Annotated in this window: 15 protein-coding genes and 1 pseudogene; 6 read left to right on the plus strand and 10 right to left on the minus strand. The window is 72.5% G+C overall.

Going from position 1 to position 26,470, the window contains the following annotated elements:
• The first annotated feature begins 380 nt into the window (after positions 1 to 380).
• Positions 381 to 1,904 (plus strand): glycosyltransferase family 39 protein, encoded by a 1,524-nt coding sequence (locus tag ABTY98_RS12330; protein WP_352220828.1) that lies wholly within the window; start codon positions 381 to 383, stop codon positions 1,902 to 1,904.
• A 312-nt stretch (positions 1,905 to 2,216) separates the two neighbouring features.
• Here the strand turns inward: ABTY98_RS12330 and ABTY98_RS12335 are convergent.
• Positions 2,217 to 2,711 (minus strand): annotated as a pseudogene (locus ABTY98_RS12335) (MarR family winged helix-turn-helix transcriptional regulator); the annotation flags it as partial.
• 98 nt (positions 2,712 to 2,809) lie between these two features.
• Between ABTY98_RS12335 and ABTY98_RS12340 the strand changes: the two are divergent.
• Positions 2,810 to 3,226: an organic hydroperoxide resistance protein gene (locus ABTY98_RS12340; RefSeq protein WP_352220829.1), complete on the plus strand. Its 417-nt coding sequence runs from the start codon at positions 2,810 to 2,812 to the stop codon at positions 3,224 to 3,226.
• Here the strand turns inward: ABTY98_RS12340 and ABTY98_RS12345 are convergent.
• The 9 genes from ABTY98_RS12345 to ABTY98_RS12385 form a co-directional block, all read right to left on the minus strand.
• Positions 3,213 to 4,715 carry a hypothetical protein gene (locus ABTY98_RS12345; RefSeq protein WP_352220830.1) on the minus strand — a complete coding sequence of 501 codons (1,503 nt, stop codon included), beginning with the start codon at positions 4,713 to 4,715 and terminating at the stop codon, positions 3,213 to 3,215. The two genes, ABTY98_RS12340 and ABTY98_RS12345, sit on opposite strands and share 14 nt — an antisense overlap.
• Before the next feature lie 78 nt (positions 4,716 to 4,793).
• The gene (locus ABTY98_RS12350) at positions 4,794 to 6,089 is read right to left on the minus strand and encodes a hypothetical protein (RefSeq protein ID WP_352220831.1); all 1,296 of its coding nucleotides are present in this window, start codon (positions 6,087 to 6,089) and stop codon (positions 4,794 to 4,796) included.
• Positions 6,086 to 8,275 carry a bifunctional glycosyltransferase/CDP-glycerol:glycerophosphate glycerophosphotransferase gene (locus ABTY98_RS12355; RefSeq protein ID WP_352220832.1) on the minus strand — a complete coding sequence of 730 codons (2,190 nt, stop codon included), beginning with the start codon at positions 8,273 to 8,275 and terminating at the stop codon, positions 6,086 to 6,088. The genes ABTY98_RS12350 and ABTY98_RS12355 overlap by 4 nt, the downstream gene beginning before the upstream one ends.
• Before the next feature lie 19 nt (positions 8,276 to 8,294).
• Complete coding sequence (locus ABTY98_RS12360; protein ID WP_352220833.1) at positions 8,295 to 10,496, minus strand: bifunctional glycosyltransferase family 2 protein/CDP-glycerol:glycerophosphate glycerophosphotransferase; 2,202 nt, start codon at positions 10,494 to 10,496, stop codon at positions 8,295 to 8,297.
• 132 nt (positions 10,497 to 10,628) lie between these two features.
• Positions 10,629 to 12,917, minus strand: a complete 2,289-nt coding sequence (locus ABTY98_RS12365; RefSeq protein WP_352220834.1) for a bifunctional glycosyltransferase/CDP-glycerol:glycerophosphate glycerophosphotransferase — start codon at positions 12,915 to 12,917, stop codon at positions 10,629 to 10,631.
• A 155-nt stretch (positions 12,918 to 13,072) separates the two neighbouring features.
• Positions 13,073 to 13,912, minus strand: a complete 840-nt coding sequence (locus tag ABTY98_RS12370) for a carbohydrate ABC transporter permease (protein WP_352220835.1) — start codon at positions 13,910 to 13,912, stop codon at positions 13,073 to 13,075.
• 91 nt (positions 13,913 to 14,003) lie between these two features.
• A complete protein-coding gene (locus ABTY98_RS12375) occupies positions 14,004 to 15,335 on the minus strand; it encodes a carbohydrate ABC transporter permease (RefSeq protein WP_352220836.1) in 1,332 nt (443 codons plus the stop codon).
• A gap of 7 nt (positions 15,336 to 15,342) precedes the next feature.
• Complete coding sequence (locus tag ABTY98_RS12380) at positions 15,343 to 16,725, minus strand: ABC transporter substrate-binding protein (protein ID WP_352220837.1); 1,383 nt, start codon at positions 16,723 to 16,725, stop codon at positions 15,343 to 15,345.
• Positions 16,726 to 16,895: 170 nt separating this feature from the next.
• Positions 16,896 to 20,705, minus strand: a complete 3,810-nt coding sequence (locus tag ABTY98_RS12385) for an FHA domain-containing protein (protein WP_352220838.1) — start codon at positions 20,703 to 20,705, stop codon at positions 16,896 to 16,898.
• A 416-nt stretch (positions 20,706 to 21,121) separates the two neighbouring features.
• On the opposite strand from ABTY98_RS12385, the gene ABTY98_RS12390 reads away from it, so the two are divergent.
• The 4 genes from ABTY98_RS12390 (at position 21,122) to ABTY98_RS12405 (ending at position 26,418) form a co-directional block, all read left to right on the plus strand.
• Positions 21,122 to 22,825 carry a serine/threonine-protein kinase gene (locus ABTY98_RS12390; protein WP_352220839.1) on the plus strand — a complete coding sequence of 568 codons (1,704 nt, stop codon included), beginning with the start codon at positions 21,122 to 21,124 and terminating at the stop codon, positions 22,823 to 22,825.
• A 111-nt stretch (positions 22,826 to 22,936) separates the two neighbouring features.
• The gene (locus ABTY98_RS12395) at positions 22,937 to 24,166 is read left to right on the plus strand and encodes a serine/threonine-protein kinase (RefSeq protein ID WP_352220840.1); all 1,230 of its coding nucleotides are present in this window, start codon (positions 22,937 to 22,939) and stop codon (positions 24,164 to 24,166) included.
• A gap of 200 nt (positions 24,167 to 24,366) precedes the next feature.
• Positions 24,367 to 25,473 carry a peptide chain release factor 2 gene (gene prfB, locus ABTY98_RS12400; protein ID WP_352220841.1) on the plus strand — a complete coding sequence of 369 codons (1,107 nt, stop codon included), beginning with the start codon at positions 24,367 to 24,369 and terminating at the stop codon, positions 25,471 to 25,473.
• A gap of 324 nt (positions 25,474 to 25,797) precedes the next feature.
• Complete coding sequence (locus ABTY98_RS12405) at positions 25,798 to 26,418, plus strand: hypothetical protein (RefSeq protein WP_352220842.1); 621 nt, start codon at positions 25,798 to 25,800, stop codon at positions 26,416 to 26,418.
• Positions 26,419 to 26,470: the final 52 nt, after the last annotated feature.

The following is a 26,470-nucleotide window of genomic DNA, read 5'->3' on the forward strand; positions in this document are numbered from 1 at the left end:
AGAGGGGGCGCGCGAGACGCGGCGAGCGCGGGGGGCGTGCGGTGCACGCGGGGCGGCGCAGGCGCGGGAGTCGAACAGGCGGGGCGAACGGGGCGCTTGGGGGCGGGATGTACGAGCGGCGGTTCATCAACCGCGAGCGTAAGCCGCGCGGATGGTGTATCCATTCCGATACGCCGTCAATACCCGGCAAAGGTTGGCTAATCGCAAAAGATCGGGCCGTGGTGAGTATCGGGCCTCTCGTAAAAGCACATCCGCGGACATCGCGAACGACAGCAACCGGCCGGCCGACTCCGTCGAGTCGGCCGAAGCCGTGGGGAGGATCGGGGGGACCGGGCGGACCGCCCGTCGGGCCGCCGGGTCGTGCGCGCCGTGCCGTCGTCGTGGCCGTCCCGGCCGCGGTGATGCTCGCGGTCGCGCTCTGGGGGCTGCACCGCGGCGGGATGTGGCGCGACGAGGCCGTCACCTACCAGGTCGCCCGGCGCACTGTGCCGCAGATCTGGCAGCTGCTGCACGGCGTGGACGCGGTGCACGGCCTGTACTACCTGCTGATGCACGTCGTCCTCGCCGTCGCCCCCGGCCACCCGGGCGAGGTCGACCTCCGGCTGCCCTCGGTGTGCGCGGCGGTCGTCACCGCGGGCCTGGTGGCCGCCCTCGGCACCCGCCTGGCCCGGCCGCGCGTCGGCCTGTGGGCCGGACTGATGTACGCGGTCACCCCGCTGGTCGGCCACTACGCGCAGGAGGGCCGCTCCTACGCCCTGGTCGCCGCGGGCGCGACCGGCGCGACCCTGCTGTTCGTACGGGCGGCGGAAGAAAGAGAGGACGCAGGGGAGGCCGGAACGGAGGCCGGAAGGGGGCGGCGGGCCTGGTGGTGGTACGGCGCCGTCCTCGTCGTCACCTGCTGGCTGCACGAGTTCGCGGTCCTGCTGCTGCTCGCGCATGCGGGAACTCTGGCACTGGCCCGATCGTCGGGAAGGGTGTGGCGGGGGTGGGGCTGCGCGGCCGGGGGCGTGGCGCTGTCCCTGGCGCCGATGGTCGTCGTCTCGCACGCGCAGTCGGCCCAGCTGGCGTGGTTGCGGGAGCCGGACCTGGAGACCGCGCAGGAGCTGCTGCGCCAGTACCTCGGGCCGACCGACGGGGTGTACTGGGTATGCCTCGTGCTCGGTCTGCTGGGGCTGACCCGGCTGGTGGGCCGGCGCGGTGAGGTGACCCTCGCCGCGGTCGCGCTGCCGCTCGCGGTGCTGCCACCGGTGGCGTTGATGCTGGCATCGCAGCTGACACCGCTGTACGTCGACCGGTATGTGCTGTACGCGCTCACCGGGGCGCCCCTGCTGGTGGCGCTCGGCGCGGACCGGGTCGCCGGGGTGCTCGGCCGGCTCTGGTCGCACGGCACGGCGACCACGCCCAGGTGGCCCGCGCTCACCCTGGCCGGGGTCCTGGCGCTCGTCCTCGCCTTCACCCACCAGGTTCCGCTGCTGCGGCAGGACCGTGTGCCGGGCACACGGCCCGATGACCTCGGTGCGGTCGCGGAGGCGGTGGCGCGTGCGTTGCGGCCCGGCGACCCCGTGCTGTTCCTGCCGGCCCATGCGCGGGGGACGGAGCTGGCCTATCCCGCCGATTTCAACGGCACGCGGGACGTTGCACTGGCTGAACCGGCTTCGGTGTCCGGGACGTTGTACGGGCGTGAGGTGGGGGCGGGGACGCTGCGGCGGCGGTTGGCCGGGGTGGACGAGGTGTGGGCGGTGGTGGAGAAGTACGCGCTGGTGAGCGGGTACCGGCCGCGGCTCTCCACGGAACGCGCCAAACTCGCCGTGCTGAACCAGCAGTTCGTGCTGCGGGAGGAGATGGTGATCGATCGGATCGCGCTGCGGTTGTATGTGCGGCCGATTCGGGGTGGGTTCGGGTGAGTGCGGGCCGCGGGGCGGTGGGGCTGGTCGCGCCCACGCGGCGGTAGCCGCATATCGATACGGCCCCACGCCTGGGGCGCTTCAGCGCGCCTCATTCTCCAAAGCCGCCGAACCCGCAGCCCCAGCCGCCGAACCCGCAGCCGCCGAGACCGCAGTCGCCGAATCCGCAGTCGCCGAATCCGCAGCCACAGCCGCAGCCGTCGAACCCGCAGTCGCCGAATCCGCAGTCGCCGAATCCGCAGCCACAGCCGCAGCCGCCGAGCCCGCAGTCGCCGCATCCGCAGCCACAGTCGCCGCATCCGCAGCCGCGGTATCCACAGCCGCCGCGTCCAACGCCCCCGTCAGCTGGTCCAGCCGGGCCTTCAGGTTCCGGATCTCATCGACGTCGAAGCCCGTCGCGGCCATGATCCGTCGCGGTACCTCGAACGCACGCTCCCGCAGCTCGGCGCCCTGCTCCGTCAGCCGTACCTCCACCGAGCGCTCGTCGCGGGCGCTGCGCTCCCGGTGGACGAGGCCCGCCGCCTCCAGCCGCTTGAGCAGGGGCGACAGCGTGCCGGAGTCCAGGCGCAGGTGTTCGCCGAGCTTCTTGACCGGCAGGTCGCCCTGTTCCCACAGCACCAGCATCACGAGGTACTGCGGGTAGGTGAGCCCGAGGTCCTTGAGGATCACGCGGTAGACGCTGTTGAAGGCGCGGGACGCGGCATGCAGGGAGAAGCAGATCTGGCGGTCCAGGCGCAGCCACTCTGCCTCGGGGGCGGGGGTCGGGGTCGTCGCGGTCATGGCTCGATCGTACCTCTTGCGAGTCATTTAGTTGTGCACAATTTAATTGTGTGCTCTACTTGGCGTCGTGAGGGCGGTGGAACGGAAGCCGCCGGAACACCGAACTTCGAGAGGGATGGTCTTCCATGGACGCGATCTACACCGCAGCCGCCACCGCCGCCGGCCGGGAGGGACGGGCGGTCAGCTCGGACGGGCAGCTGGACCTCGCGCTCGCGTTCCCGCCCGCGCTCGGCGGCAACGGCCAGGGCACCAACCCCGAGCAGCTCTTCGCCGCCGGTTACGCCGCCTGTTTCGCCAGCGCCCTGGGCGCCATCGGCCGCCAGGCCAAGGTCGACACCGGCGAGATCTCCGTCACCGCCGAAGTCGGCATCGGCAAGGACGAGTCCGACGGCGGCTTCGCGCTCAAGGTCACCCTGCGCGTCGAGCTGCCCGAGGAGCTCTCCAACGAGACCGGCGAGAAGCTCGTCCACCAGGCCCACGAATACTGCCCCTACTCCAAGGCCACCCGGGGCAACATCCCGGTCGAGCTCATCGTCGAGTAGTCAGCCGAGCAGGTGGCCGAGTGGCCACCGGTACGTCCCTCGTCCGGGTGAGCCGCGCGAGCACCTCCCCGGTCCGCCGGCTCCAGTCCACGACCACCGCGTCTCCGGGCAGCCGCTCCCGCCGCGTCAGCAGCAGCCAGCGCACCCGGGGGCGGTGGTCGTGGGCGTCGGCCAGTTCGATGCCGTATCCGGGGAGCAGGCGGACGGCGTAGTAGGCGTCCGTGATCACCGGTTCCCCGGGGCCGATGTGCCGGGCGGCCCAGTCGTACGACGGCCAGCGCGGCGGCTGGACGAAGCCGACCGGATCCAGTGAACGCGGTACCACCGCTCCGGCCTGCGCGGCCAGAAAGCCCAGGCAGGCCCCGCCGGCCGCGGCCCAGCCGAGCGCCCGCCGCCGGCCCGGCCAGGGCCGCTCCTCCGCCAGCTCCACCGCGAGCGCGCACTGCGGCGCCAGGAGGGCAGGGCCGAGCAGCTCGCCGAAGCCGTGGCGGCCGCCGTACCCCGCCAGCAGGGACTCCAGGACGAACAGCAGTACGAGCGGATCGCGCCACCCCGCGGCCCTGGCCATGCCCCAACCCGTGACCCGAGTCGCCTGCCCGGACGCCTGCCGCGCCCGCAGCTGCAGTGCCGGCACCCCTAGCAGCGCCAGCCAGCACTGCCCGACCACACCGTCGTGGACCCCGTACGTCCCGTACACCCCGTACGCCTGGGGCAGCACCCGCCCGTGCGTCCCGAGGACGATCCCCCCGGCCGCCGCCGCGCACATCAGCCCCCACCGCCCCCACAGCGCGCCCCGCCACCCCCGCTGCCACCCCGCCACGAATGCCACCGCCCCGGCCGCCGCCGCCACGCCGATCACCGGGTCGACCAGCGCCACCACCCCGTACAGCACCCCGAGCGCCGCGTATCCGGAGAGGCTGCGCAGGCCGCTCGGACCGACATAGCGCACCCGGCGCAGATCGCGGGCGCGGGTGCCGGTCAGGGCCCAGGCCCAGAGGGTGAGGCCGAGGGCGAACGCGGACGGGTAGCCGAGGCTGCCGGTCAGGGGCAGCAGGGCCAGCGAGCCGCTGCCCCAGCCCGGCCGGGTGCCCCACAGCACGGACATGAAGGCAAGCGCCAGTACCGGCGCCCAGGGACGCGGGGTGAGTGCGCGGACCAGCCGGCCCAGGCCGGTCAGCAGCACCAGCAGGTTCAGCGGGCCGCACACCCGCAGCAGCTGCCACCCGCCGAGCCCGGTCAGCCGTGCCAGCGCGTCCTGGGTGAGCACGTACGGCGACGCGGTGACGTCCGCCAGGCCCGCCCGTAGCCGTTCCACCGCCGCCGCGTGCTGCGCGGCCTCGCAGCACGGCGGCACCCGCCAGTACGCCAGGGTCATCAGCAGCCAGAACAGCAGGCCGAAGACCTGGTAGGGGGTGAGTCTCCGGGCGCGGCCGCCCTGCAGGGCGGTGGAGCCGCGCGCGGCGCGCCGGACCAGGGCGCCGGTGCTCACCGGAGAGAACGGACAGGGTGGACCATTTGCCGAGTGTTCCCGCGCGTCTTGCCGGTGTCCCGGCGGCTCAGCCGCCCGTCACCTCATCGAGTGAGTCTCCGGCAGGCCCCCGCCGCTCACCTCATCGAGTGACCCCTGCACGGGAACGGGAACCACCCGGCGCACCAGCGGCTCCAACAGCAACGGCAGCCCCACCACCGGCAGCAGCCACGCCAGCACGATCAGCCGGTCGCCCCAGATGTTGATGTCCGGATGCCCGGCCTGGGTGAGGAACCCGGTGGACGCGGCCGCCAGCAGGAAGACCCCGAAGGCCGGCCGCCGACGCGCTCCCCACACCCCGGCCGCCAGCGCCGCCGGGAACAGCGGAGTCAGCAGCTGCCGGCGCAGCCACTCCACCCAGAAGTCCCACTCCAGATGGAGGAACTCCCGCCAGGGACGGACCCGGTCCGGGTGGGTGTAGTGGTTGGTCAGCAGGTCCTGCATGCTCTCCGCCTCGGAGGGATAGCGCAGCAGCCGGGCCAGGAGAAGGGTGCCGGCGACCGCCACGCAGCCCGCCGCCGTGATCGCCACCACCCCGCGCCCGGCCGCCCGGCCGTGCCGTCGCCGCCACACGGCGATCGCGGCGCCCGCCCCGGCCAGGCACACCCCCAGGAACAGCGCCTGTGCGTGCTTCACGGTGAACAGCGTGAGCAGCGCGCCCGCCACCAGCGCCGTTCCCGCCCGCGCCCGCCGGGTGAGGGCCAGCGCACAGCCCCACACCGCCGTCAGGGTCAGCGCCAGCATCAGGCCCTCGGTCATCGGCCGCATCGCGGTCGTGCCCACCGGCAGGACGTAGTACAGGGCCTGCCCGGTCAGCGCGAGCGGCACCGGTACCGACAGCGTCCGCAGGACCAGGAAGGCCAGCACCCCGCCCGCGACCGTGACCAGCACACTCGCCAGCCAGACCCCCCAGGTCACCCCGAACACGGTGACGAACGGCAGCAGGAACACCGGATAGCCGGGGCGTACCTCGAAGATCGCCCGCAGTCGGGGGGCCACGAAGGGCACGACGTGCCCGTCCGTCTGCCCGGCCGCCAACCGGCGCTCCACCCGCCGCAGTTCATCCTCCCGGCACTCCGCGAAGACCCGCCCCGCCGGGCTCGGCGAGTGGAAGTGCACCACGTTCACGCTCTGCGCGCGCTCCGCCGCCGACGCCTTGCCGGCGCACGCCCAGTCGACCGTCCTGCCCGCCGCCTGCCGTTGATCCGCCCCGCCCAGGGTCAGCGCGTAGGACACGTAGTTCTTGGAGTCGGGGGTGTCCCGGCCGGTGACGTTGGCGAGTTGCAGCACCGCGAACACGGCGGCCAGGACCAGCACCCAGGCGCGCGGTCTCATGTCGACGCCAGCAGGCCGTGACCCGCGGCAGGTTCCGGCACCCGCACACCGGCAGCCGGCATCGACTCGCCGAGCAGCAGCGTCCGTACGACCCGTTCGGCGGCCCTTCCGTCGTCGAACTCACAGAAACGGGACCGGAAGTCGGCCCGCAGCCGCGCCGACTCCTCGTCCCGCCAGCCGCCCGAGGCGAACAGCCACGCCAACTCCCGGTAGGAGTACGACACATGGCCCGGTGCCTCGGCGGTGATGTCGAGATAGGCGCCCCGGCTCGCGGTGTACGCGGCCCAGTCGTCGGCGTGCACGACGATCGGGCGGTCCAGGTTGGCGTAGTCGAACATGACCGACGAATAGTCGGTCACCAGCGCGTCCGCCGCCAGCAGCACCTGCTCCGCGTGCGGTTCGCCGGTCGCGTCGACCACGATCCCGCGCCGGTGCAGCTCGGCCAGGCCCATCCCGCGCGCCGGACCGGTCGCCAGCGTCGGATGCAGCCGGACCACCAGGGTGTGCCCCTCACCGAGGTCGGCGGCGAACCGGGCCAGGTCGATCCGGTCGACATGACCGCCCCGGACGTAGTCCCGGCGGGTCGGGGCGTAGAGCACGACCGTGTGGTCGGCCGGAATGCCGTACCGGGCCCGGAAGTCCGTGTGACCGCCCTCGACCAGCACGTCGTTGCGCGGGCTGCCCGTGCGGGCCGACGCGAAGTGGCAGGGGTAGGCCCGCTCCCACACCAGTTCGGAGTGGCGGTTGGCGACCAGGCTGTGGTCCCAGCGGTCGGCCCGGCGCAGCACCTGCGGTACGTCGAGGCCGAGCCGGGCGCCGGGCTTGCCCAGCAGGTCGGCGCCCAGGTACTTGAGCGGGGTGCCCTGGTGGGTGTGGATGTGCACGCTGCCGGGCCGCTTCACCAGCGTGCCCGGCCAGTTGACCTCGTTCACGAAGAACTTCGCGCGGGCGGTGAGCCGCCGGTACTCCGGGGAGTCCAGCAGCACATGCTCCACATCGGCGGGCAGCCCCGCCGCCACCTCCTCGTCCTTCACCACCCAGACTCCCCGCAGCCCCGGCGCGATCTCCCGGGCCTTGCGGTAGACGGCCGCCGGGTCGCCCATCAGGCCCCGGTGCGAGGACGCCGAGTACAGGACCAACTGCTCGTCCGGCGCCCGGTGGCCGCTCAGCCCGGTCAGCGCGCGCCGGACCCGGGCGCCCGCCGCCCGCCGCACCCGCAGCGCCTGCCGCCCGCCCTCCCGACCGATCCGCGCGGCCTGCTGCCGCATCCGGTACGACGCGTACGAGCCGCCCAGCAGCCCGAGGTCGGCACCCTCGGGCCGGTACGCCCGGTACAGCTCCGCCGTACGCCGGAAGAACTCACCCTTGCCGGCGGGCGGCAGCCGGTCCGGCTTGGCGAGGATGTCCAGGCAGTGCTCGCCCATCCTCCGGTGCAGATACGGCCGCCAACTCGCCAGATCCGGGCGGGAGTCGACGTACGCGAACACCCTCTTGTACTGGTCGTGGATGTCGAAGTGCTTGCGGCTGGTGGTGGAGAGGATGTTGCCCTGCCGGCGCTGGCGGTAGTTCAGGCAGATCTGGTCGAGGGTGGCGATCCGGCCGGCGCCGAGCAGGACCGGGAAGGTCCAGGGGGTGTCCTCGTAGTAGCCCGGCGGGAACCGGAAGCCGTTCTCCTCGACGAAGTCACGCCGGTAGACCTTGTTCCACACCACCATCAACAGGTCGAGGATCTCCGGGTGTTCGGACGCCGTGAACACGTCCGACCTCGCGCTGAGGACCTCGGCGAGGGCGTTGCGCCGTGTCCCGCCCCACCAGTAGGTGCGGGCGTAGTCGAAGACCAGCACGTCCGGGTCGCCGGTCTCGGTCAGCCGGTCGGCGATCGCGCTCAGCGCGCCCGGGGTGAGGGTGTCGTCGCTGTCGAGGAAGAGGAGGAAGTCGCCGGTGGCGTGGGGGAGTCCGGCGTTGCGGGCGCGGCCGAGGCCGACGTTCTCGGGCAGGTGCAGGACGCGTAGGCGCGGGTCGCGGGCCGCGTACTCGTCGAGGATGGCGCCGGAGCCGTCCGGGGAGCGGTCGTCGACGGCGATCACCTCGATGTCGTGGAAGGACTGCTCCAGGACCGAGTCGAGGCACTCGCGCAGAAAGCCCTGCACTTTGAAACAGGGCACGATCAGACTGAATCGTGGCACGGGTCAGCTCCTCACTGAGTCACGGAGTCACGAGTGACGCGACGGCCGGGGCGGGCAGGCGTTCGGCGAGGGGGATCAGCGGCGGGAGCGCGTCCGGCGACTGACCGAGGAACACCCGTCGTACGACCCGTTCGGCGGCCAGACCGTCGTCGAACTGGCAGAAACGGGCCCGGAACTCGGCCCGCAGCCGCTTGGACTCCGGGCCCCGGTAGGCACCCTCGCGGAAGATCCGGGCCAGTTCCTCCGGGGTGTGGGCGACCGGGCCCGGCGGCTCGGCCATCAGGTCGAAGTAGACGCCCCGGGTCTGCCGGTAGACCTCCCAGTCGTCGGCGTAGACGACGATCGGCCGGTCCAGGTTGGCGTAGTCGAACATGATGGAGGAGTAGTCGGTGATCAGCGCGTCCGCCGCGAGACACACGTCCTCGGCGGAGCGGTGCGCGGTGACGTCGATGATCCGGCCGGTGCCCTGGCAGGCCCCCCGGTCGTAGAAGTAGTGCGCGCGCAGGAGGACGACGACGTCCTCTCCGGCGGCCTCGCAGAACGCCTCCAGGTCGAGGCCGGGATCGAAGCCGGTGTGGTGGTCGCGGTGGGTGGGGGCGTAGAGCACGGCCGTCCTGCCGTCCGGGACACCCAGCCTGCGGCGGACCCGGATCACGTCGTGGGCGGACGCCGTGTAGTAGACGTCGTTGCGCGGATAGCCGTACTCCAGCGCCTCGTACGAGCCCGGGAAGGCGCGCTCCCAGGTCTGGGTGGAGTGGCGGTTGGCGGAGAGGTTGAAGTCCCAGCGGTCGACGCGGCCGAGCAGCTTGGTGAAACTGCCGGTCCGGGCGGCGACCACCGGGTACGCCGCCTGGTCGACGCCCATCTTCTTCAGCGGGGTGCCGTGCTGCGTCTGGAGATGCACGCTGCCGGGCCGCTTGACGACTCCCTCGGCGAAGTTGGCGTTGTTGACCAGGTACTTGGCGCGGGCCAGCACCTGCCAGTAGCGGCGGCTGCCGATCACCGCGTACTCGACGTCCTTCGGCACGGTGTGTTCCTGGCCGGCCTCGACCAGGAACACCGAGCGCAGCCACGGGGCGAGTTGGCGGGCCGTGGCGTGGACAGCGGCCGGGTTGCAGGCGTAACCGCGCCCCCAGTAGGCGCAGTACACGGCGAGGTTCTGGTCGAGCGGGCGGCGCAGGTCGAGGGCGTAACGCAGCCGGGTGAGCGGCAGACGCGGGCGGGGCAGCCGCTCGGCCGCCCCGACCGCCGCGCGGTTGGCCCCGCGCAGCGCCCGGAACGCGGTGTACGCGCCCGCCGCGAGGAGCCGGTGCTGCACCCCGAGACTCCCGCCCGGCATCCGGAACCCGGCCGGGCGGTACGTACGGTGCAGCCACCCCGCCCGCCGGAAGAAGGACCGGTGTCCGGACGGCAGCCGCTGCGGGCGTGCGGCCGTCCTCAGTACGGTCTCGAAGACCTGCTCGAACAGCGGCCGCGCCCGCTCGCCCGGGAGCCCCGCCGCCAACGACCGCGCCAGCACCAGCTCCACCTGGTCGAGGAGGTCCCGCTGATGCGGGCCCGGCAGGTTCAGCCGGCTGCCCTGCCGGCGAAGCCGGTGCCGTACGACCACCGAACGCAGCACCGCGACGCGGTCGGCGGCGATGCCGGTCAGGCCGGCCCAGCCGAGGTCCGTGAAGTGACCGTCGGGGAACCGCAGTCGGCGGTCCGCGAGGAAGGTGCGGTGGTAGGCCGCGCTCCACGCCGGCAGCGTCACTCCGGTCAGCGCGGGTGCCTCGTCCGGGGCGAAGGCGCCCTGCGGGGTGCCCGCCAGCAGCGGCGCCGCCGGGTTGGCCGGCTCGCCCTCCCACCAGGGCGCCCGCTCGTGCTCGAAGTACAGCACGTCCACGTCACCGGTCTCGGCCAGCCGTGCGTCAAGGAGCGCCAGCGCGCCAGGGACCAGTACGTCGTCGCCGTCGAGGAACAGTAGATACGTGCCGTTCGCCGCCCGGATCCCGGTGTTGCGGGCCCCGCTCAGCCCGGCGGACGGCGGTGAGTGCACCGGGGCCACCCGGGAGTCCCGCTCGGCGTATCCGTCGGCGACCGCGGCGGCCGGGGTGTCCGGCGCGTCGCAGACCGGGATCAGCTCCAGGTCGCCGAAGGACTGGGCGAGGACCGAGTCCAGCGCCTGGGACAGCCGGCCGGCGACCCCGTGGGACGGGACGATGATGCTGAAGCGGGGCATGCTGCTCTTTCTCAGGTGTCCATGCGACCCGGCCTCCCCGTGGGTCGCCAGGTGGACGGCCGCGACGGAGTGGGTCGCGAGGTGTTCGGGGGCATGAGGGAACTCCCTGAAAGGGAAACGGCGTTCAGCGCTCTAGGTGACGGGCAGGTGGCCAGAAGGTTGCGGAACGGTGGCCAGTGGGGAGTGGGCGAGCCCCGAAGCCGCCGACGGAACGGGATGCCGCGCGTCCAGCGGGATGAACTCCGGCAGCCCGGCCGTCTCGCCGAGCACCACATGCCGTACGACACGCTCGGCGGCGCGTCCGTCGTCGTACCGGCAGAACCGCTCGCGGAACGCGGCGCGCAGCTGCGCGGAACGGGAGCCGCGCCAGTGGCCGCCGGCGAAGATGTCGATCAGTTCGTCCTCGGTGCGGGCGACCGCGCCGGGTGGGGCCGAGCGCAGGTCGAAGTAGGTGCCGCGGGCCGCGTGGTAGGCGTCCCAGTCCTCGGTGTGCACGACGATCGGGCGGTCCAGGTTGGCGTAGTCGAACATGATCGACGAGTAGTCGGTGATCAGCGCGTCCGAGGCGAGGCAGAGGGACTCCACGCTCGGGTGGTCGCTGACGTCGATCACCCGCCCTCCGGCCGCCAGCGGGCCGCCGTGCCAGTAATGGGCGCGGGCCAGGATCACGAAGCGCGGGCCGAGTCGGCGCACGATCCGGTCCAGGTCGAGCGCGGGGCGCTGGGTGCGCCGGTAGTCGCGGTGGGTGGGCGCGTACAGCAGCGCGACCGTGCCCTCGGGGACGCCGAGCGACTCACGGATCCGGGTCACGTCGGCCGAGGTGGCCTGCTGGAAGACGTCGTTGCGCGGATAGCCGTATTCGAGGGTGGTGTAGCCGCCCGGGTAGACGCGTTCCCAGGTCAGGGTGGTGTGGCGGTTGGCGGACAGGACGTAGTCCCACTTGTCGACGCCCCGCAGGAGTTCGTCGAAGTCCATGTCGGCGGCGGCCGCCGGGTGTTCCTGGAGGTCGAGGCCCATGTGCTTGAGCGGGGTGCCGTGCTGGGTCTGCACGAAGACCTGGCCGGGGCGCTTGCGCAGCCGCCGGTCGAAGTTGACGTTGTTGACCAGGTACTTGGAGCGGGCCAGCGCGGTCCAGTAGCCGAAGGTGCCCGGGCGCAGCCGGCGCGGGCCCGGCGGGACGGTGTGCTGGTGTTCGGGGCGAGCGATCCAGGCGGTGCGGATGTGCGGGGCGTGGCTGCGGAACGCCGCCTCCAGAGCGCCCGGGTTGCAGCCGTGGCCGCGGTTCCAGTAGGCGGCGAAGACCGCGCGGTCGGCGCGCAGCGGCAGCCGCAGCTGGACGCGGTAGTGCAGCTGGAGGAGGGCCGAGCGCAGGCCCCGGGCGGACTTGACGCCGGCCTTGGCCGTGCGGCGGCCGGCGTACTGCGCTAGCTGGAGGGCGCGGTAGGTGCGGTGCAGACCGTAGTGGACGAGGCCGTGGCGGAGCCGGGTGCGGTGGGGGTGCCCCCACTCGAACGGAGCCGAGAGTGGGGGAGGGACGGGCGCGCCCTTGGCCCGGTAACGGCGGCAGTGGGCGCGGGCCCTGCGCAGGAACTCGGCGCGGGTGCCGCGGGGCAGCCGCTCCCGCCTGGTGAACACGGTCGAGAAGTGGTCGATCATCCGCCGGAACAGCACCGGTCGCCAGTGGGCCAGTTCGGGGCGCTCCTCGATGAACGCGAAGACCCGGTCGTACTGTTCGAAGATGTCGAAGTGACTGCGGCTGGTGGTGCCGAGGATGTTGCCCTGCCGTCGCTGCCGGTAGTGCACACAGACCCGGTCCAGGGTCGCGAGGGACCCGGCGGTCATCAGGACCGGGTAGGTCCAGGGGGTGTCCTCGTAGTAGCCGGGCGGGAAGGCGAAGGCGTGCTCCTCCACGAACTCCCGCCGGTACGCCTTGTTCCAGGCCACCATGAGGACGCGGAGAAGGCCCGGCCGGTCCTCGAGCCGGAAGGGTGCGGCGCCCTGCTCGGTCAGCTGCGCGGCGGCCTTGTTGCGCTCCGCCCGGCCCGTCCAGAAGGTCCGCGCGTAGTCGTACACCAGCACGTCCGGCTCGCCGGTCTCCTTGATCCGGTCGGCGACCGCCCGCAGCGCGTCGGGGGTGAGCGTGTCGTCACTGTCCAGGAAGAGCAGGTAGTCGCCGCGCGCATGCTCCATCCCCGCGTTGCGGGCGGCGCCCAGACCCTGGTTCTCCGGCAGGTGGACGGGCCGTACGCGCGCGTCGCGGGCCGCGTACTCGTCGATGATCGTGCCGCAGGCGTCCGGCGAGCGGTCGTCGACGGCGATCAGTTCGAGATCGGGGTACGACTGCGAGAGCACCGAGTCCAGGCACTCGGGCAGATACGCCTGGACCTTGTACGCGGGGACAATGACACTGAACCTGGGCAAGGGGCATCCATGGGTCGGTCGGCGCGGGCGTTCTGCCCGGGAACGGCCAATGGAGTGATTTGGTTACGGTTCGCTACGTCATGTGGGGGACCTTCCGTGAACGGCGGAGGGCGAGCCGGTGACCGACTCGCCCTCCTTTGATATGTCTCGTACGGTTATTTGACCGCGCCGGCCATCACCCCGGTCACGAACTGCCGCTGGAACGCGAAGAACACGGCCAGTGGGATCACCATCGAGATGAAGGCGCCGGGCGCGAGCACGTCGACGTTGTTGCCGAACTGACGTACCTGGGTCTGGAGCGCCACCGTGATCGGCTGGGTGCCCGACTTGGTGAACACCAGCGCGACCAGCATGTCGTTCCACACCCACAGGAACTGGAAGATGCCCAGGCTCGCGATCGCCGGCCCGCCGAGCGGCATCACCACCCTGGTGAAGAGCCGCAGTTCACCTGCGCCGTCGAGACGGGCCGCCTCCAGCAGCTCCCGCGGGATCTCCGCGAAGAAGTTCCGCAGCAGGAACACCGCGAACGGCAGACCGAAGCCGACATGGAAGAGGACCACGCCGAGGATCGTCCCGAACAGACCGATCTTGCCGAAGAGTTCGGCGATCGGGATCAGCGCCACCTGGACGGGGACCACCAGCAGGCTGACCACGATCAGGAACCACCAGTCCCGGCCCGGGAACTCCATCCACGCGAAGGCGTAACCGGCCAGCGCGCCGATGATCACAACCAGGACCGTCGCCGGGACGGTGATCAGGACCGTGTTCCACAGCGAGTGGGTGATGTCGCTGTTCTCCAGAAGCTTCTGGTAGCTGTCGAAGGTGAGTTGGGACGGCTTGGCGAACACGTTCCACCAGCCGCTCGCGCTCATGTCCTCCGGGGAACGGAGGGAGGAGGCGAGGAGTCCGATCGTCGGCACCAGCCAGAACAGGGCGACGACGATCAGGAAGACGCGGACCAGACCGCCGTTGATCTTCTCCAGCAGCCAGCTCATCGCCGCTCCTCCCGTCGCAGTCTGCGGACGTTACTGCGCCATCCCGGGGGACGACCCCCGGACCCCCAGCCGAAAGACAGGCGGTGCGCGCTCATCGCCGCTCCTCCCGTCGCAGTCTGCGCACGTTGAACCACATCACCGGGATCACGAGCAGGAGCAGGAACACCGCGATCGCGCTCGCGATGCCCGGCTGGTCCTCCGAGAAGCCCTTGCGGTACAGCTCCAGGGCGAGCACGTTCGCGTCGTCCTGCGAGGAGCCCGGCGCGATGATGTACACGAGGTCGAAGACCTTCAGCACATTGATCATCAGGGTGACGGTGACCACGGCGAGGACCGGCGCAAGCAGCGGCACGGTGACCTTGCGGAACACCTGCCACTCGGTCGCCCCGTCGACCCGCGCCGCCTCGAGGAGCTCGCGGGGCACGCCTGCCAGTCCGGCCGCGATCAGCACCATCGCGAAACCCGCCCACATCCAGATGTACGACCCGATGATGGCGGGCGTGACCAGGGACGGGCCGAGCCAGTCGACCCCGTTGTACGGCTGCTTGAAGTTGCTCGCGGGGAGCCGCAGCAGGGCCCCGTCGGCCGCGGCGGGGAGGGTGAAGGTGCCGTCGGCGGCGGCCTTGGCCGATGCCACCACCTTGCCGTTCTTCACCGCCTCGACGCGCATCCCGTCGTAGCCGAGCTCGGACGGGTCGGGGGCGCCGAGTCTGCCGACGCCCTTGCCGCGGGTGAAGTCCTGCCAGGTGGTCCCGGTGATCTTCCCGGGGTCGGGCTTGGCCGCCACGGCCTTCTTCGCGCCGCCGGGCATCTGGTCGGGTGCCACACCGACCAGGGGAAGGGTGACGGTCTGCCCGGTGTGGACGGCGGCCGTGGTGACGAAGCCGCCCTGGTCCGGCTTCAGGGGCGACTCGCGGCCCGGGTGGGCGTTCGGGAACGCGGAGGACTGGGCGAAGGTGTCGTGGATACCGACCCAGACCGCGTTGGCGACGCCCTTGTCCGGGTCCTGGTCGTAGACGAGCCGGAAGATGATCCCGGCGGCCAGCATCGAGATCGCCATCGGCATGAAGACGACCAGCTTGAACGCCGTCCCCCAGCGGATCCGTTCGGTCAGCACCGCGAAGATCAGACCGAGGGCGGTGGAGGCCGTCGGCGCGAACACCACCCAGATGATGTTGTTCTTCAGGGCGGTACGGATGCCGTCGTCCGTGAAGATCGCCTTGTAGTTGTCGAAGCCGGCGAAACCGTCGCCGGAGGCGTTGTAGAAGCTGCGGATCAGCGAGTACCCGATCGGATAGACCACGAGCGCGCCGAGCAGCACCAGGGCGGGGAGGAGAAAGAGGAACGCCACGCTCCTGCGGGTGCCGGTCACGCTCTTGCGGCGGCCCGGGGGAGCGGGGGCCGTGGTTGCGGGTGCGGCCATCGCCGGGTCAGCTTCCGCTGCCGTAGGCGGCCGCCGCGTCCTTCTCCAGCTGCGCCTGGGTGCCCGCGACGTCCTTCGGGTTCTTCAGGAAGTCCTGCAGGTCCTTCCACTCGCCCTTGCCCGGGGTACCGCCGAACGCCTGCGGGGCCTGGTCGGACATGTCGAAGCGGAAGTCGTCACCGGAGGCGATCAGGGACTGGGCGATCTTGCGCTGCACATCGTTCGGATACGCCGAGTTCGGCACGTTCTTGTTCGGCGAGAGATAGCCGCCGAGCTTGGCCTGGATCGTCGCCGCGTCCGGGGAGGCCAGGAAGGTGGCCAGCGCCTGCGCCCCCTTTGAGTCCTTCAGGATGACAGCCGCGTCACCGCCGGAGACCACGGGCGCGGCGGAGCCGACCGCCGGGAACGGGAACACCTTGGCGTCCGTGCCCACCTTCGCCTTGGTCTCACCGATGTTGACCTGCACGAAGTCGCCTTCGAAGACCATCGCCGCCTTCGGCTGGTCGCCGCCGGTGAAGGTCTGGGTGACCGAGGCCGGGAACTCCGTCTGCAGCGCACCGTCCGCGTCGCCCGCGATGTACCCCTTCTTGCCCCAGATCTGGGCGAGCGTGGTCAGCGCCTGTTTCACGGACGGGTCGGTCCACTTGATCTTGTGCTGGGCGAGCTGGTCGTACTTCTCCGGGCCCGCCTGGGAGAGATAGACGTTCTCGAACCAGTCGGTCAGCGTCCAGCCGTCGGCGCCGCCGACCGAGAACGGGGTGACGCCCGAGTCGTACACCGCCTGCGCGGTCGTCTGCAGGTCCTGCCAGGTCTTGGGATCCTTGGCGCCCGCGTTCTCGAAGACCGTGGCGTTGTACCAGATCAGCGACTTGTTGGCGGCCTTGTAGTAGACGCCGTACTGCTTGCCGCCCACCTTGCCGATGTCCTGCCAGCCCTGCGAGTAGTTCTTCTGCACTTCCTTGATCGCATCCGCGTTCAGCGGCTTCGCCCAGCCCTTCTGTACGGCCTGCTTGATCGCGCCGGGCTGTGGCAGCAGCGCGATGTCCGGCGGCTGACCGCCCGCGATCTTCGAACCGAGAAAGTTGATGATCGGGTCCTGGGCGGGCACGAAGGTGACCTTCGCGCCGGTGCGCTTCTCGAACTCCGCGAGCACTTGCTTGAAGTTTTTCTGCTCCTGCCCGGTCCAGACGGCGGCCACCTCAAGCGTGGTGCCGTTCAGTTTGGGGAGGGTGAGGGTGGAGCCGGACGTACTGGCACTGCTCTGGGAGCCGTTGTCGTCCTTCTTGTCGTCGCTGCCTCCGCACGCGGTGAGCGTAAGGGCTCCCGCGAGGAGTGCGGCGAGTGTGGTGAGGGCCCTGCCTGTCCGGATGGCGTTGCTCATGGCGCGCATCACTTCCCCGTTCGTCGTTCCTCGTTGAACGTCAGGACTCTGTCCCGTGCGCTCCGGTGTACGCGGGGGGCCGCCTGCGCGGCAAGGGTGCGTACAGGTGAGGGACGGGGATCGTGATCGCCTCGTGATCAACGACCCGGGGTAGGTGGGTGCCCCCGGGGGGGCGCCGACTACAGAAGCGAGGGGACCTCCGCCGCCGAGACCTCTCTTGCCGCCCTCTCCACCGCGCTTGCCAGCAGCGCCAGGTCCGTCGGGCCGTTGCCCAACTCCCGTACCGGTCGGCGGGTCGGGGGGTCGCCCATGCGGGGCCAGTCGAGGGGGACGACCGTGGGGCGCTGGGTTGCCGTGCGGGGGATGCGGCCTGTGACGCGGCCCGCCTGGAACGCCGTGGTGCGGCCGTCAGGTGTGGTCAGGCGGCCGCGGCCCGGAGCCGGTTCGTCGGGGCCTGCGGCCGGTGGGTCCAGTGTGATGCGCAGGGTGGCCTGCCGGGCCGGTTCCGTCTCCGCCGTACGGCCGCCCGTGCCGGCCGCCGCGATCAGGTGGACGCCGAGCCGCTCGCCCTCCTTCGCCACCGCCTCCAGCGCCCGCATCACGGAACCGGCGGCCGGGCGGCCCGGTGAACCGAGGGCGGGGGAGACCAGGGCGTCCAGGTCGTCGACCACGACGACCAGACGCGGCAACGGCGGCGGCGCCTCCGTGCGTTGACGGGCGGCGGCGGCCCCGGCCGACGGGCGCAGCCGGAGCGTCGAACTCGGCGGTGCCTCTATGTCGGCGGCGCCCGAGGCGGCGGGGCGGCCACGCTGGGCGACGATACGGCCCGAGATCTCCCGCTGGGCGTGCCAGTCGGTGAAGTCGGAGCGGCCCAACAGCTCGGCCCGCCGTTTCAGCTCGGCGCTCAGCGACTGCGCCAACTCGCGCATCCGCACGGGGTCGTTGGCGGTGAGGTGGGTGGTGACATGCGGTATGTCGGTGCACACCCGCAGACCCTCGCCGGCGCCGGCGCCGGTGCCGACGCCGTCGTGGCCGTCGATCAGGACGATCCCGAGCCGGTCGGGGCGCTCGGCGGCGGCCAGCGAGGCGACCATCGCCCGCAGCAGCTCCGTACGGCCGCTGCCGGGCGGGCCCTCGATCAGCACATGCGGTCCCTCGGTGACCAGGTCGGCGCCGAGCGGGCCGCGCGGTCCGGCGCCGAGCACCGCACGGGCCCGGCCGCCCAGCGACTCGGCGTCATCGGCCGCGTCCGCCCAACGGGCCATCAGCGACGCCGGGGTGGCCCGCGCCAGCCCCAACTCGTCCAGCAGACGGGCGGACTGGGGGAGCGGGGCGGCCACGCGCGTGTGCCGGTCGCCGACCGGGCCGTCGGGGCGGAGCGGGGCCAGCGCCCTCGCGAACCGCTCGGCCCAGGCGGCGGACACCGCGTCCACCGCGGCGAGGGTGCCGGGGCCGACGGGACCCGCCGCGTCGGTACGGGCCACCCGCAGCAGATGCAGGGCCGTTGCCACGTCCCCGCTGAGCAGGGCCACGGCCCCGCACTCCCGGAACGTCGGCGTCACCGCGCACGCCGCCTCGTAGGTCTGGGTGACCGGCGAGACGGGCGAGGTAGGCGCCGTCTCCGCCAGGCAGATCACATGCACTCCGGCGCGCGGTCCGGCAACGGCCAGCCGCGCCACCGCGTCGCGCAGCGCGGAACCGCCGGGGTCGCCGTCCACGACGACGACCGTGTACGGCCCAGGGAAGCGGTCCTTGCCGCCCTTGTCGTCGTCGCCGTCGTAGTCGGCGCCGAGGTCCTCGCGGGCCCAGGAGGGGCGGTGCGCGGCATCGGCGGGCGGGGCGTCCGCGGGCGTACCGGCCAAGCTCGGGCGGTCGGACGGGGTGGCCGGCCGTCGGGGCGCGGACAGGTCCTCCACCCTGCGGAGCAGTTCCTCCACGCGGGCCGCGGCCTGTTCACGGTCGTAGGCCAGCAGGAGGCGGCAGTCCTGGCCGTGCCCGGGACGGACGTGCGGGAGCCAGCCGAGCCAGGCCCACTCGGCCGTCCGCTCCTCCACGGGGCGGCCCCGGTCCGCGCTGATCAGCACGATCTCCAGCAGGTCGGGGGAGTGCAGCGCGGCGAGCTGCGCCAGTACCGCACGGGCGAGACCGGCGAGGCGGGTGCGCGGGCCCGCGAGGCCGAGGGCGCCGGCCTCGCGCAGGTCGGCGGTGACCGGCACGGCGGGGAGCAGCCCCGGGCCGTCGGGCGCGGCGCGGTCCGCCGTGCCGAGCCGGACCGTGAGCGTCTCCGGGTGGCCGGGGGCGCGCTCCCAGAGGCGGGGGCCGGGGCCGAGCGCGGTCAGCAGCAGGGCGGCGGGATCCGGCCAGGTCTCGGCCTGGGCGGGGACACCGGCCTGCGTCGGGCCGCCGTCCTCGGCCGCGGGCTCGCCGTCGGCGGCCGACGGGGGCTCACCACGCCCGCCGGCCAGCCGCCGCGCCCAGGCGCCGAGGCCGCCGCGCCTGCGGGGGCCGGGCAGCGCGGGGGTGTCGGTGCCGCGGAGGGCGGTGCCTTTGCGTCTGCCGGAGCCGGCCCCGGAGGCGGCGGGGCCGTCGGCGGGGTCGCCGATCGACGGGGCGCTGTCCGGTGAGGGGCGGTGGTGCGCTGCCGCCGGGTCGGTGGTCGCGGGCGCGGCGGGTTCGCTTCGGCCGTCAAGGCCGCTGGTGGGCGTGGTGGGGCCGGTTCGGGCGCCGGAGCCGGTCGTGGGCCAGGGAGGGCCGCTTTGGGCGCCGGGGCCGGCGAGGACTCCGGAGCGGCCGGCGTGGGTGTCGCCGTGGCGTTGAGCGGCGGCAGAACGTTGCGTGGCGGCAGAGCGGTCCGTGACGGCAGAGCGGTCCGTGGCGGCGGAACCGCTGCGTGGGCCGGGCAGCCCACCGTGACTTCCGGCCGGCGGCGGCTCCGGCCAGGGTCCGGTCGCCTGTGATCCGTCCCTCCGCCCGGCTTCGGCCGCGAGCCCGCTGCCTTGCCCGGCCCCCGTCGGGAGTCCGCTTCCCCGCCCGGCCCGCGGCGACCCGCCGCCCTGGCCGGCCGTCGGCAGCCCACCCCGGCTCTCGATCCTCGGCGCGTCCCCCTGTGCGGGTACGACCGGTGGTTCCACCGGACCGTGCTCCTGGCCCCCCGCCGCTCCACCCGAGGCTCCCCAACCCGCCGTGCCGTAGGCGTGATGGGCGCGGCCCGCGGGGCCGGTCGAGCCGTCGGCCGCAGCCGCCCCGCGCGCGTGGCCCGCGAAACCGCCGACGCCGCCGGTGTCAGAGCCGCCCTTCTCCGCGTCCTCGCCTCCGGGCAGCACCCGCAGGCACCCCTCCCCGTCCGGTGCCGTGCCCACGCGGGCTCCCGGTCCCCCGGACGGCGTAAGCCGCAGGGCCGATTCCCCGATGCGCAGGAGCGCTCCCGGGGCGAGGCGGACCGGGCGGTCGGTGACGCGGGTGCCGTCCAGGGCCGTGCCGTTGGTGGAGTTCAGGTCGGCGACCGAGACGTGGCCGTCGGCGGCGACCGTGACCGCGCAGTGCAGCCGGGAGACGTCCGGGTCGTCGAGCGGGACGTCGGCGTCGGCGGAGCGGCCGATGGTGATCTGGCCGCCGTGCAGCAGGTGGACCCCGCCCGCGTCGGGACCGGCGATCACATGCAGCTGGGCCGGGGCGTCGTCCAGCTCGGGATGCGGTTCGGGGGCGGCGGGCGCGCCCAGGGACAGCACGGCGCCGTCGACCAGCGGGGGCTCGCCCAGGATGCGGCGGCGGGCGTCCAGCCGCTCCGCCCCCGCGTACAGCACGACCGGGGCGCCGCTCGCCTCCCGGCCTCCCATGCTGCCGTCACCGGTGACCGCCGAGGCCAGCGCGGAGGCCACCGCGGCCAGATCCGTGCCCGCGGGCGCCGTCACCAGCACGTCCCGGCTCACGGCCCGGCCCCGCTGCGCGGCAGGGCCCAGCGGGTCTACGACGGTCAGCCGGATCTGCATCGCCGTCAGCGGTCCCTTCTGCGCGGGCGCGGAATTCCCCCCACCGCCACGAGCACGTCGGCCAGTTCTGCTGTCGCACGCATCCTCGCACCTGCCACTGACAACGCGCCCACGGCCCGATGGCAAGTGATCTTGATTGGTCAGCTCTGCCCCCAAAAGTGCCTGACCAATACCGCACGGGCGATCACTTGAGATCGGTCACGTCCGAGCCCGGCAACCACCGGACCGAAGCGAGCGTCTTTCCATCGAACAAGTACGGGAACGCCTACGTATGGGGATACGTCCGGAACGCTTATCGGCTGCCTACCGGACAGGGGAAAGCACAGCCGGACGACAGCCCGGTGCCAGGGACCACGGCACTACAGTGGGTCGGACACAAGGCCCGGACACACAGCAAGCAGCAGGGAGCGGATGACGTGCGGCCGGTAGGCAGCAAGTACCTCCTGGAGGAGCCGCTCGGACGCGGCGCCACCGGTACCGTCTGGCGTGCCCGCCAGCGGGAGACCGCGGGCGCCGAGGCGGCCGTGCCCGGCCAGCCCGGGGAGACCGTCGCGATCAAGGTCCTCAAGGAGGAGCTCGCCAGCGACGCCGATGTCGTGATGCGCTTCCTGCGGGAGCGCTCCGTCCTGCTCAGGCTGACCCACCCGAACATCGTCCGGGTCCGTGACCTGGTGGTCGAGGGTGATCTGCTGGCCCTGGTCATGGACCTCGTCGAGGGCCCCGACCTGCACCGCTACCTGCGCGAGAACGGCCCCTTCACACCCGTCGCCGCCGCCCTGCTGACGGCCCAGATCGCCGACGCGCTGGCCGCCAGCCACGCCGACGGCGTCGTGCACCGCGACCTGAAGCCCGCCAACGTGCTGCTCCAGCAGTACCAGGGCCAGATGCACCCGCTGCTGACCGACTTCGGCATCGCCCGCCTCGCCGACTCCCCGGGCCTGACCCGCACCCACGAGTTCGTCGGCACGCCCGCGTACGTGGCGCCGGAGTCCGCCGAGGGCCGCCCGCAGACCTCCGCCGTCGACATCTACGGCGCCGGCATCCTGCTGTACGAGCTGGTCACCGGCCGCCCGCCGTTCTCCGGCGGCAGCGCCCTCGAAGTCCTGCACCAGCACCTCAGCGCCGAGCCGCGCCGCCCGTCCACGGTTCCCGACCCGCTGTGGACCGTCATAGAACGCTGCCTGCGCAAGAACCCCGACGACCGGCCCAGCGCCGAGAACCTCGCGCGCGGCCTGCGCGTCGTCGCCGAGGGCATCGGGGTGCACGCGAACTCCGCGCAGATCGCCGCCGCCGAGGGGGTGGGCGCGCTGCTGGCCCCCGATCCCTCGCCGACCGCCGTACCGGGGGCGGCAGACCCCACGCAGGTGCTGCCGAACACCGCCGGGCCCGCCGGAACGTACGACCCGAACGCGTTGACCAGCTTCCTCCCGCACACCGGCGGCCCGGCGGGCGCCGCCGACCCGACCGCCGTACTGCCGAACACCGGCGCCGCCGACCCGACGGCCGTCATGCCGCCGATGCCCCAGGGGCAGCCGGGCCAGCAGCAGCCGGAACAGCCGCACCCCTGGCAGACCCAGCTCCGCGCGGCCCGCGACCGCAACGAGCAGACGCAGGTCCAGTACCTCGACCCGAACGAGGACCCGCTGCGCCACCGCCCCCAGCGCCAGGTGGCCCGGCCGCAGCAGCAGCCGCGCCAGGCCCCGCAGCAGCAGCCGGTACGACGGCCGCAGCCGCGCGGGCAGCAGGGCGGCGGGTACGCACAGCAGGGCGGGTACGGGCAGCAGCAGCCCGCCGGGTACGGCCACCAGCCGCAGCAGTACGCCCCGCCGCCCCAGCAGCGCTATGCGCCCCCGGCCGCCCCCGCCGAACCGCAGCGGGCCCCGCGCGAGCCGCGGCAGCGCAGCGCCAACCCGATGAAGATCCCCGGGCTGGGCTGCCTCAAGGGCTGCCTGTTCATGGTCGTCATCCTCTTCGTCGCGGGCTGGCTGATCTGGGACCTGACCCCGTTGCACACGTGGGTGGGGCAGGGCAGGGGCTACTGGACCCAGCTGAGCGACTGGGCCGGGAAAGTCAGCCACTGGTTCGACAAGCTGGGCTCCTCCTCCGGTAACGGCAACTGACCGCGACTCTGGGGATTTGTCGACACCTGGCGGGTGATTTCCGCCTCCGTGGTGAAGGTTGGCTCTTCGGACGCGTACTTTTGTCGGCAACACGCGTCTGTAGGAGCAGCCTTGGCACGGAAGATCGGCAGCCGGTACACCGCCAACCAGGTCCTGGGGCGGGGCAGCGCCGGCACGGTGTGGCTGGGCGAGGGGCCGGAAGGGCCCGTCGCCATCAAGCTGCTGCGCGAGGATCTCGCGTCCGACGAGGAGCTGGTGGGCCGCTTCGTACAGGAGCGCACGGCCCTGCTGGGCCTTGAGCACCCCAACGTGGTGTCCGTCCGCGACCTCGTCGTCGACGGCAACGACCTCGCCCTCGTCATGGACCTGGTCCGCGGCACCGATCTGCGCACCCGCCTGGAACGGGAGCGGCGCCTCGCGCCCGAGGCCGCGGTGGCGATCGTCGCGGACGTCGCGGACGGGCTGGCCGCGGCACACGCGGCGGGCGTGGTCCACCGGGACGTCAAGCCGGAGAACGTCCTGCTAGACATGCAGGGTCCGCTCGGGCCCGGCGGCTCACACCCCGCCCTTCTGACCGATTTCGGCGTGGCGAAGCTGATCGACTCCCCGAAGCGGACGCGCGCCACGAAGATCATCGGCACGCCGGACTACCTGGCCCCGGAGATCGTCGAAGGCCTGCCGCCCCGCGCCTCGGTGGACATCTACGCCCTGGCGACCGTTCTGTACGAGCTCCTTGCGGGCTTCACCCCGTTCGGTGGCGGCCACCCCGGGGCGGTCCTCCGCCGCCATGTCACCGAGACGGTGGTCCCCCTCCCCGGCATCCCCGAGGAGCTCTGGCAGCTGCTCGTGCAGTGCCTGGCGAAGGCGCCGGCCTCCCGGCTGCGGGCGTCCGAGCTGGCCGCGCGGCTGCGGGAGCAGCTGCCGACGCTGGCGGGCATGCCGCCGCTGGACGTCGACGAGCCGGAGACGGAGACGGCGGAGGAGGCGGCGGAGGAGACGGCCGCGGCTCCGGCGGCGGAGGAGCAGCGGGTACGGCGACGGGGGGCCGTCTCCCTGGTGCCGGGCGCGAAGCCGGACTCCAACCGGGACACGCACACGTCGATGAGGGTGCCGGGGCCGGACGAGCTGGCGGGCGGCGCGCGGGGCACGGCCAGGGCGCCGAGGGCGGCGGGGGCACCGCGACCGGGCTCGGCCCGGCACAAGGCGGCGGCGCGGCGACGGAGGGTGACACTGGGTGTGGCCGGGGTCGTACTGGCGGCTGTGGTGGGCGTCGGCGCGTGGCTGGCGACGTCGAGCGACGACTCCCCACCGCAGGACACCCACAGCACGTCGACACCATGACGAACCCCACCACAAGGCAGGCCCCGGGCCGGCGGGACGGCTGTCCCCAGGCGCGGAACGGCCGCCCTGGGCTCCGGGTAGTCCACGGATCCCGTCCCTTATGCCCCGTCCCCGCATTTTCGCCCTCTCCTCGCCCTGCCGAGTCCGGTGGGTGGGTGGGCAGGCGCTGTGTCCGCGGCGGAGCCGTTACGCTGGGAGGCGTGGCAGTCGTCGATGTATCCGAAGAGCTCAAGTCCCTCTCCTCGACCATGGAGTCGATCGAGGCCGTTCTGGACCTCGACAAGCTGAGGGCAGACATCGCCGTGCTCGAGGAGCAGGCGGCCGCGCCGTCCCTGTGGGACAACCCGGACGAGGCGCAGAAGATCACCAGCAAGCTCTCCCACCTCCAGGCCGAGGTCAGGAAGGCGGAGGCGCTGCGCGGGCGGATCGACGATCTTGCCGTGCTGTTCGAGATGGCGGAGGAGGAGGACGACCCGGACACCCGCGCCGAGGCCGACTCCGAGCTTGCCGCCGTCAAGAAGGCGCTGGACGAAATGGAAGTGCGGACGCTGCTCAGCGGGGAGTACGACTCCCGTGAGGCGCTCGTGAACATCCGCGCCGAGGCCGGCGGAGTCGACGCCGCCGACTTCGCCGAGAAGCTGCAGCGGATGTACCTGCGCTGGGCGGAGCAGAAGGGCTACAAGACCGAGGTCTACGAGACGTCGTACGCGGAAGAGGCCGGCATCAAGTCGACCACCTTCGCCGTACAGGTGCCGTACGCCTACGGGACGCTCTCGGTCGAGCAGGGCACTCACCGGCTGGTGCGGATCTCGCCCTACGACAACCAGGGGCGCCGCCAGACCTCCTTCGCGGGTGTGGAAATCCTCCCTGTGGTCGAGACGACCGACCACATCGAGATCGACGAGTCCGAGCTGCGGGTGGACGTGTACCGGTCCTCCGGGCCCGGCGGCCAGGGCGTCAACACCACCGACTCCGCGGTGCGCCTCACCCACCTCCCCACCGGAATCGTCGTCTCCTGCCAGAACGAGCGGTCGCAGATCCAGAACAAGGCGACCGCGATGAACGTCCTCCAGGCCAAGCTCCTCGAGCGGCGCCGGCAGGAGGAGCAGGCCAAGATGGACGCCCTCAAGGGCGACGGCGGCAACTCCTGGGGCAACCAGATGCGTTCGTACGTCCTGCACCCGTACCAGATGGTCAAGGACCTGCGCACGGAGTACGAGGTCGGCAACCCCGAGGCCGTCTTCAATGGCGAGATCGACGGCTTCCTGGAGGCCGGAATTCGCTGGCGCAAGCAGCAGGAGAAGTAACTTTGGCGACTTGCCGATGGCGAGTCGGCCGTTCTGGAACTGCCGCCCCCGTGGCGGCAGTTCTCGTATTTTCGGGCGCGTGTCAGGGTTATGTCTGGGGTTTACATCACACTCACAGGCTTCAACTCCTCGCATTCGGCGCGCAACTGGACATCGCGCCCGCAACGGCCTTGACGTTGCTTTGAAAAATGGGAAGGGTGAAGCGTGGCGTGCGTATGTTTGGGGCGCATGAGAACCGGGGGGCTTGCGCATCCGTAGCTATCTCCGTAGAGCACAGCCCCAGCGCCGCCAACCTGACATTCAGCTACTGGGGGTAGCAACCAGATGACCAAGAAGACACGGATCCGGGCCGCGCAAATAGCCGCCGCCGCCGTGATCGCCGCCGGTGCCTCGCTGACTGCAGCCGGCGCGGCCTCCGCCTTCTCCGGCGGCGTCGAGGCCCACCAGAACGGTCTGACCGCCACCGTCAGCACCGACGACGATCCGACCGGGATCCCGACCGGCGAGCCCTCCAGCGAGCCGCCGAGCAGCGAGCCGCCGTCCAGCGAGCCGCCGAGCAGCGAGCCGCCCTCCGAGTCGTCGCAGCCCTCGGACGAGCCCACCCAGCCGACCGAGGAGCCCACCGAGCCGACCGAGGAGCCGACCAGCGCCACCCCGACCGACGGCAGCGGCACGGGCAGCGGCGACGGCGGCAGCGGCAACAACAACACCGGCACCGACGGCAACTCGGGCACCTCCGCGCAGGAGGAGGGCTCCTCCGCCCTCACCGACACCGGCTCGGACACCTCGAACACCCAGGCCCAGGGCGGCGGCGACCAGCTCGCCGAGACCGGTGCCACGCAGACGACCTTCCTGATCGTCGGCGCCGCCACGATGATCGCCGGCGGTATCGGCTTCCGCATCCTGCCGCGCCTCATGGGCGGCCGCGGCGGCGCCGCCGCCTGACGGCAGGCACCCGCTCACAGAGCGTATGCATGACGTACGGCGAAGGGCCCGG

The organism is Streptomyces sp. NPDC096040, from assembly GCF_040303265.1.
GTDB lineage: Bacteria > Actinomycetota > Actinomycetes > Streptomycetales > Streptomycetaceae > Streptomyces.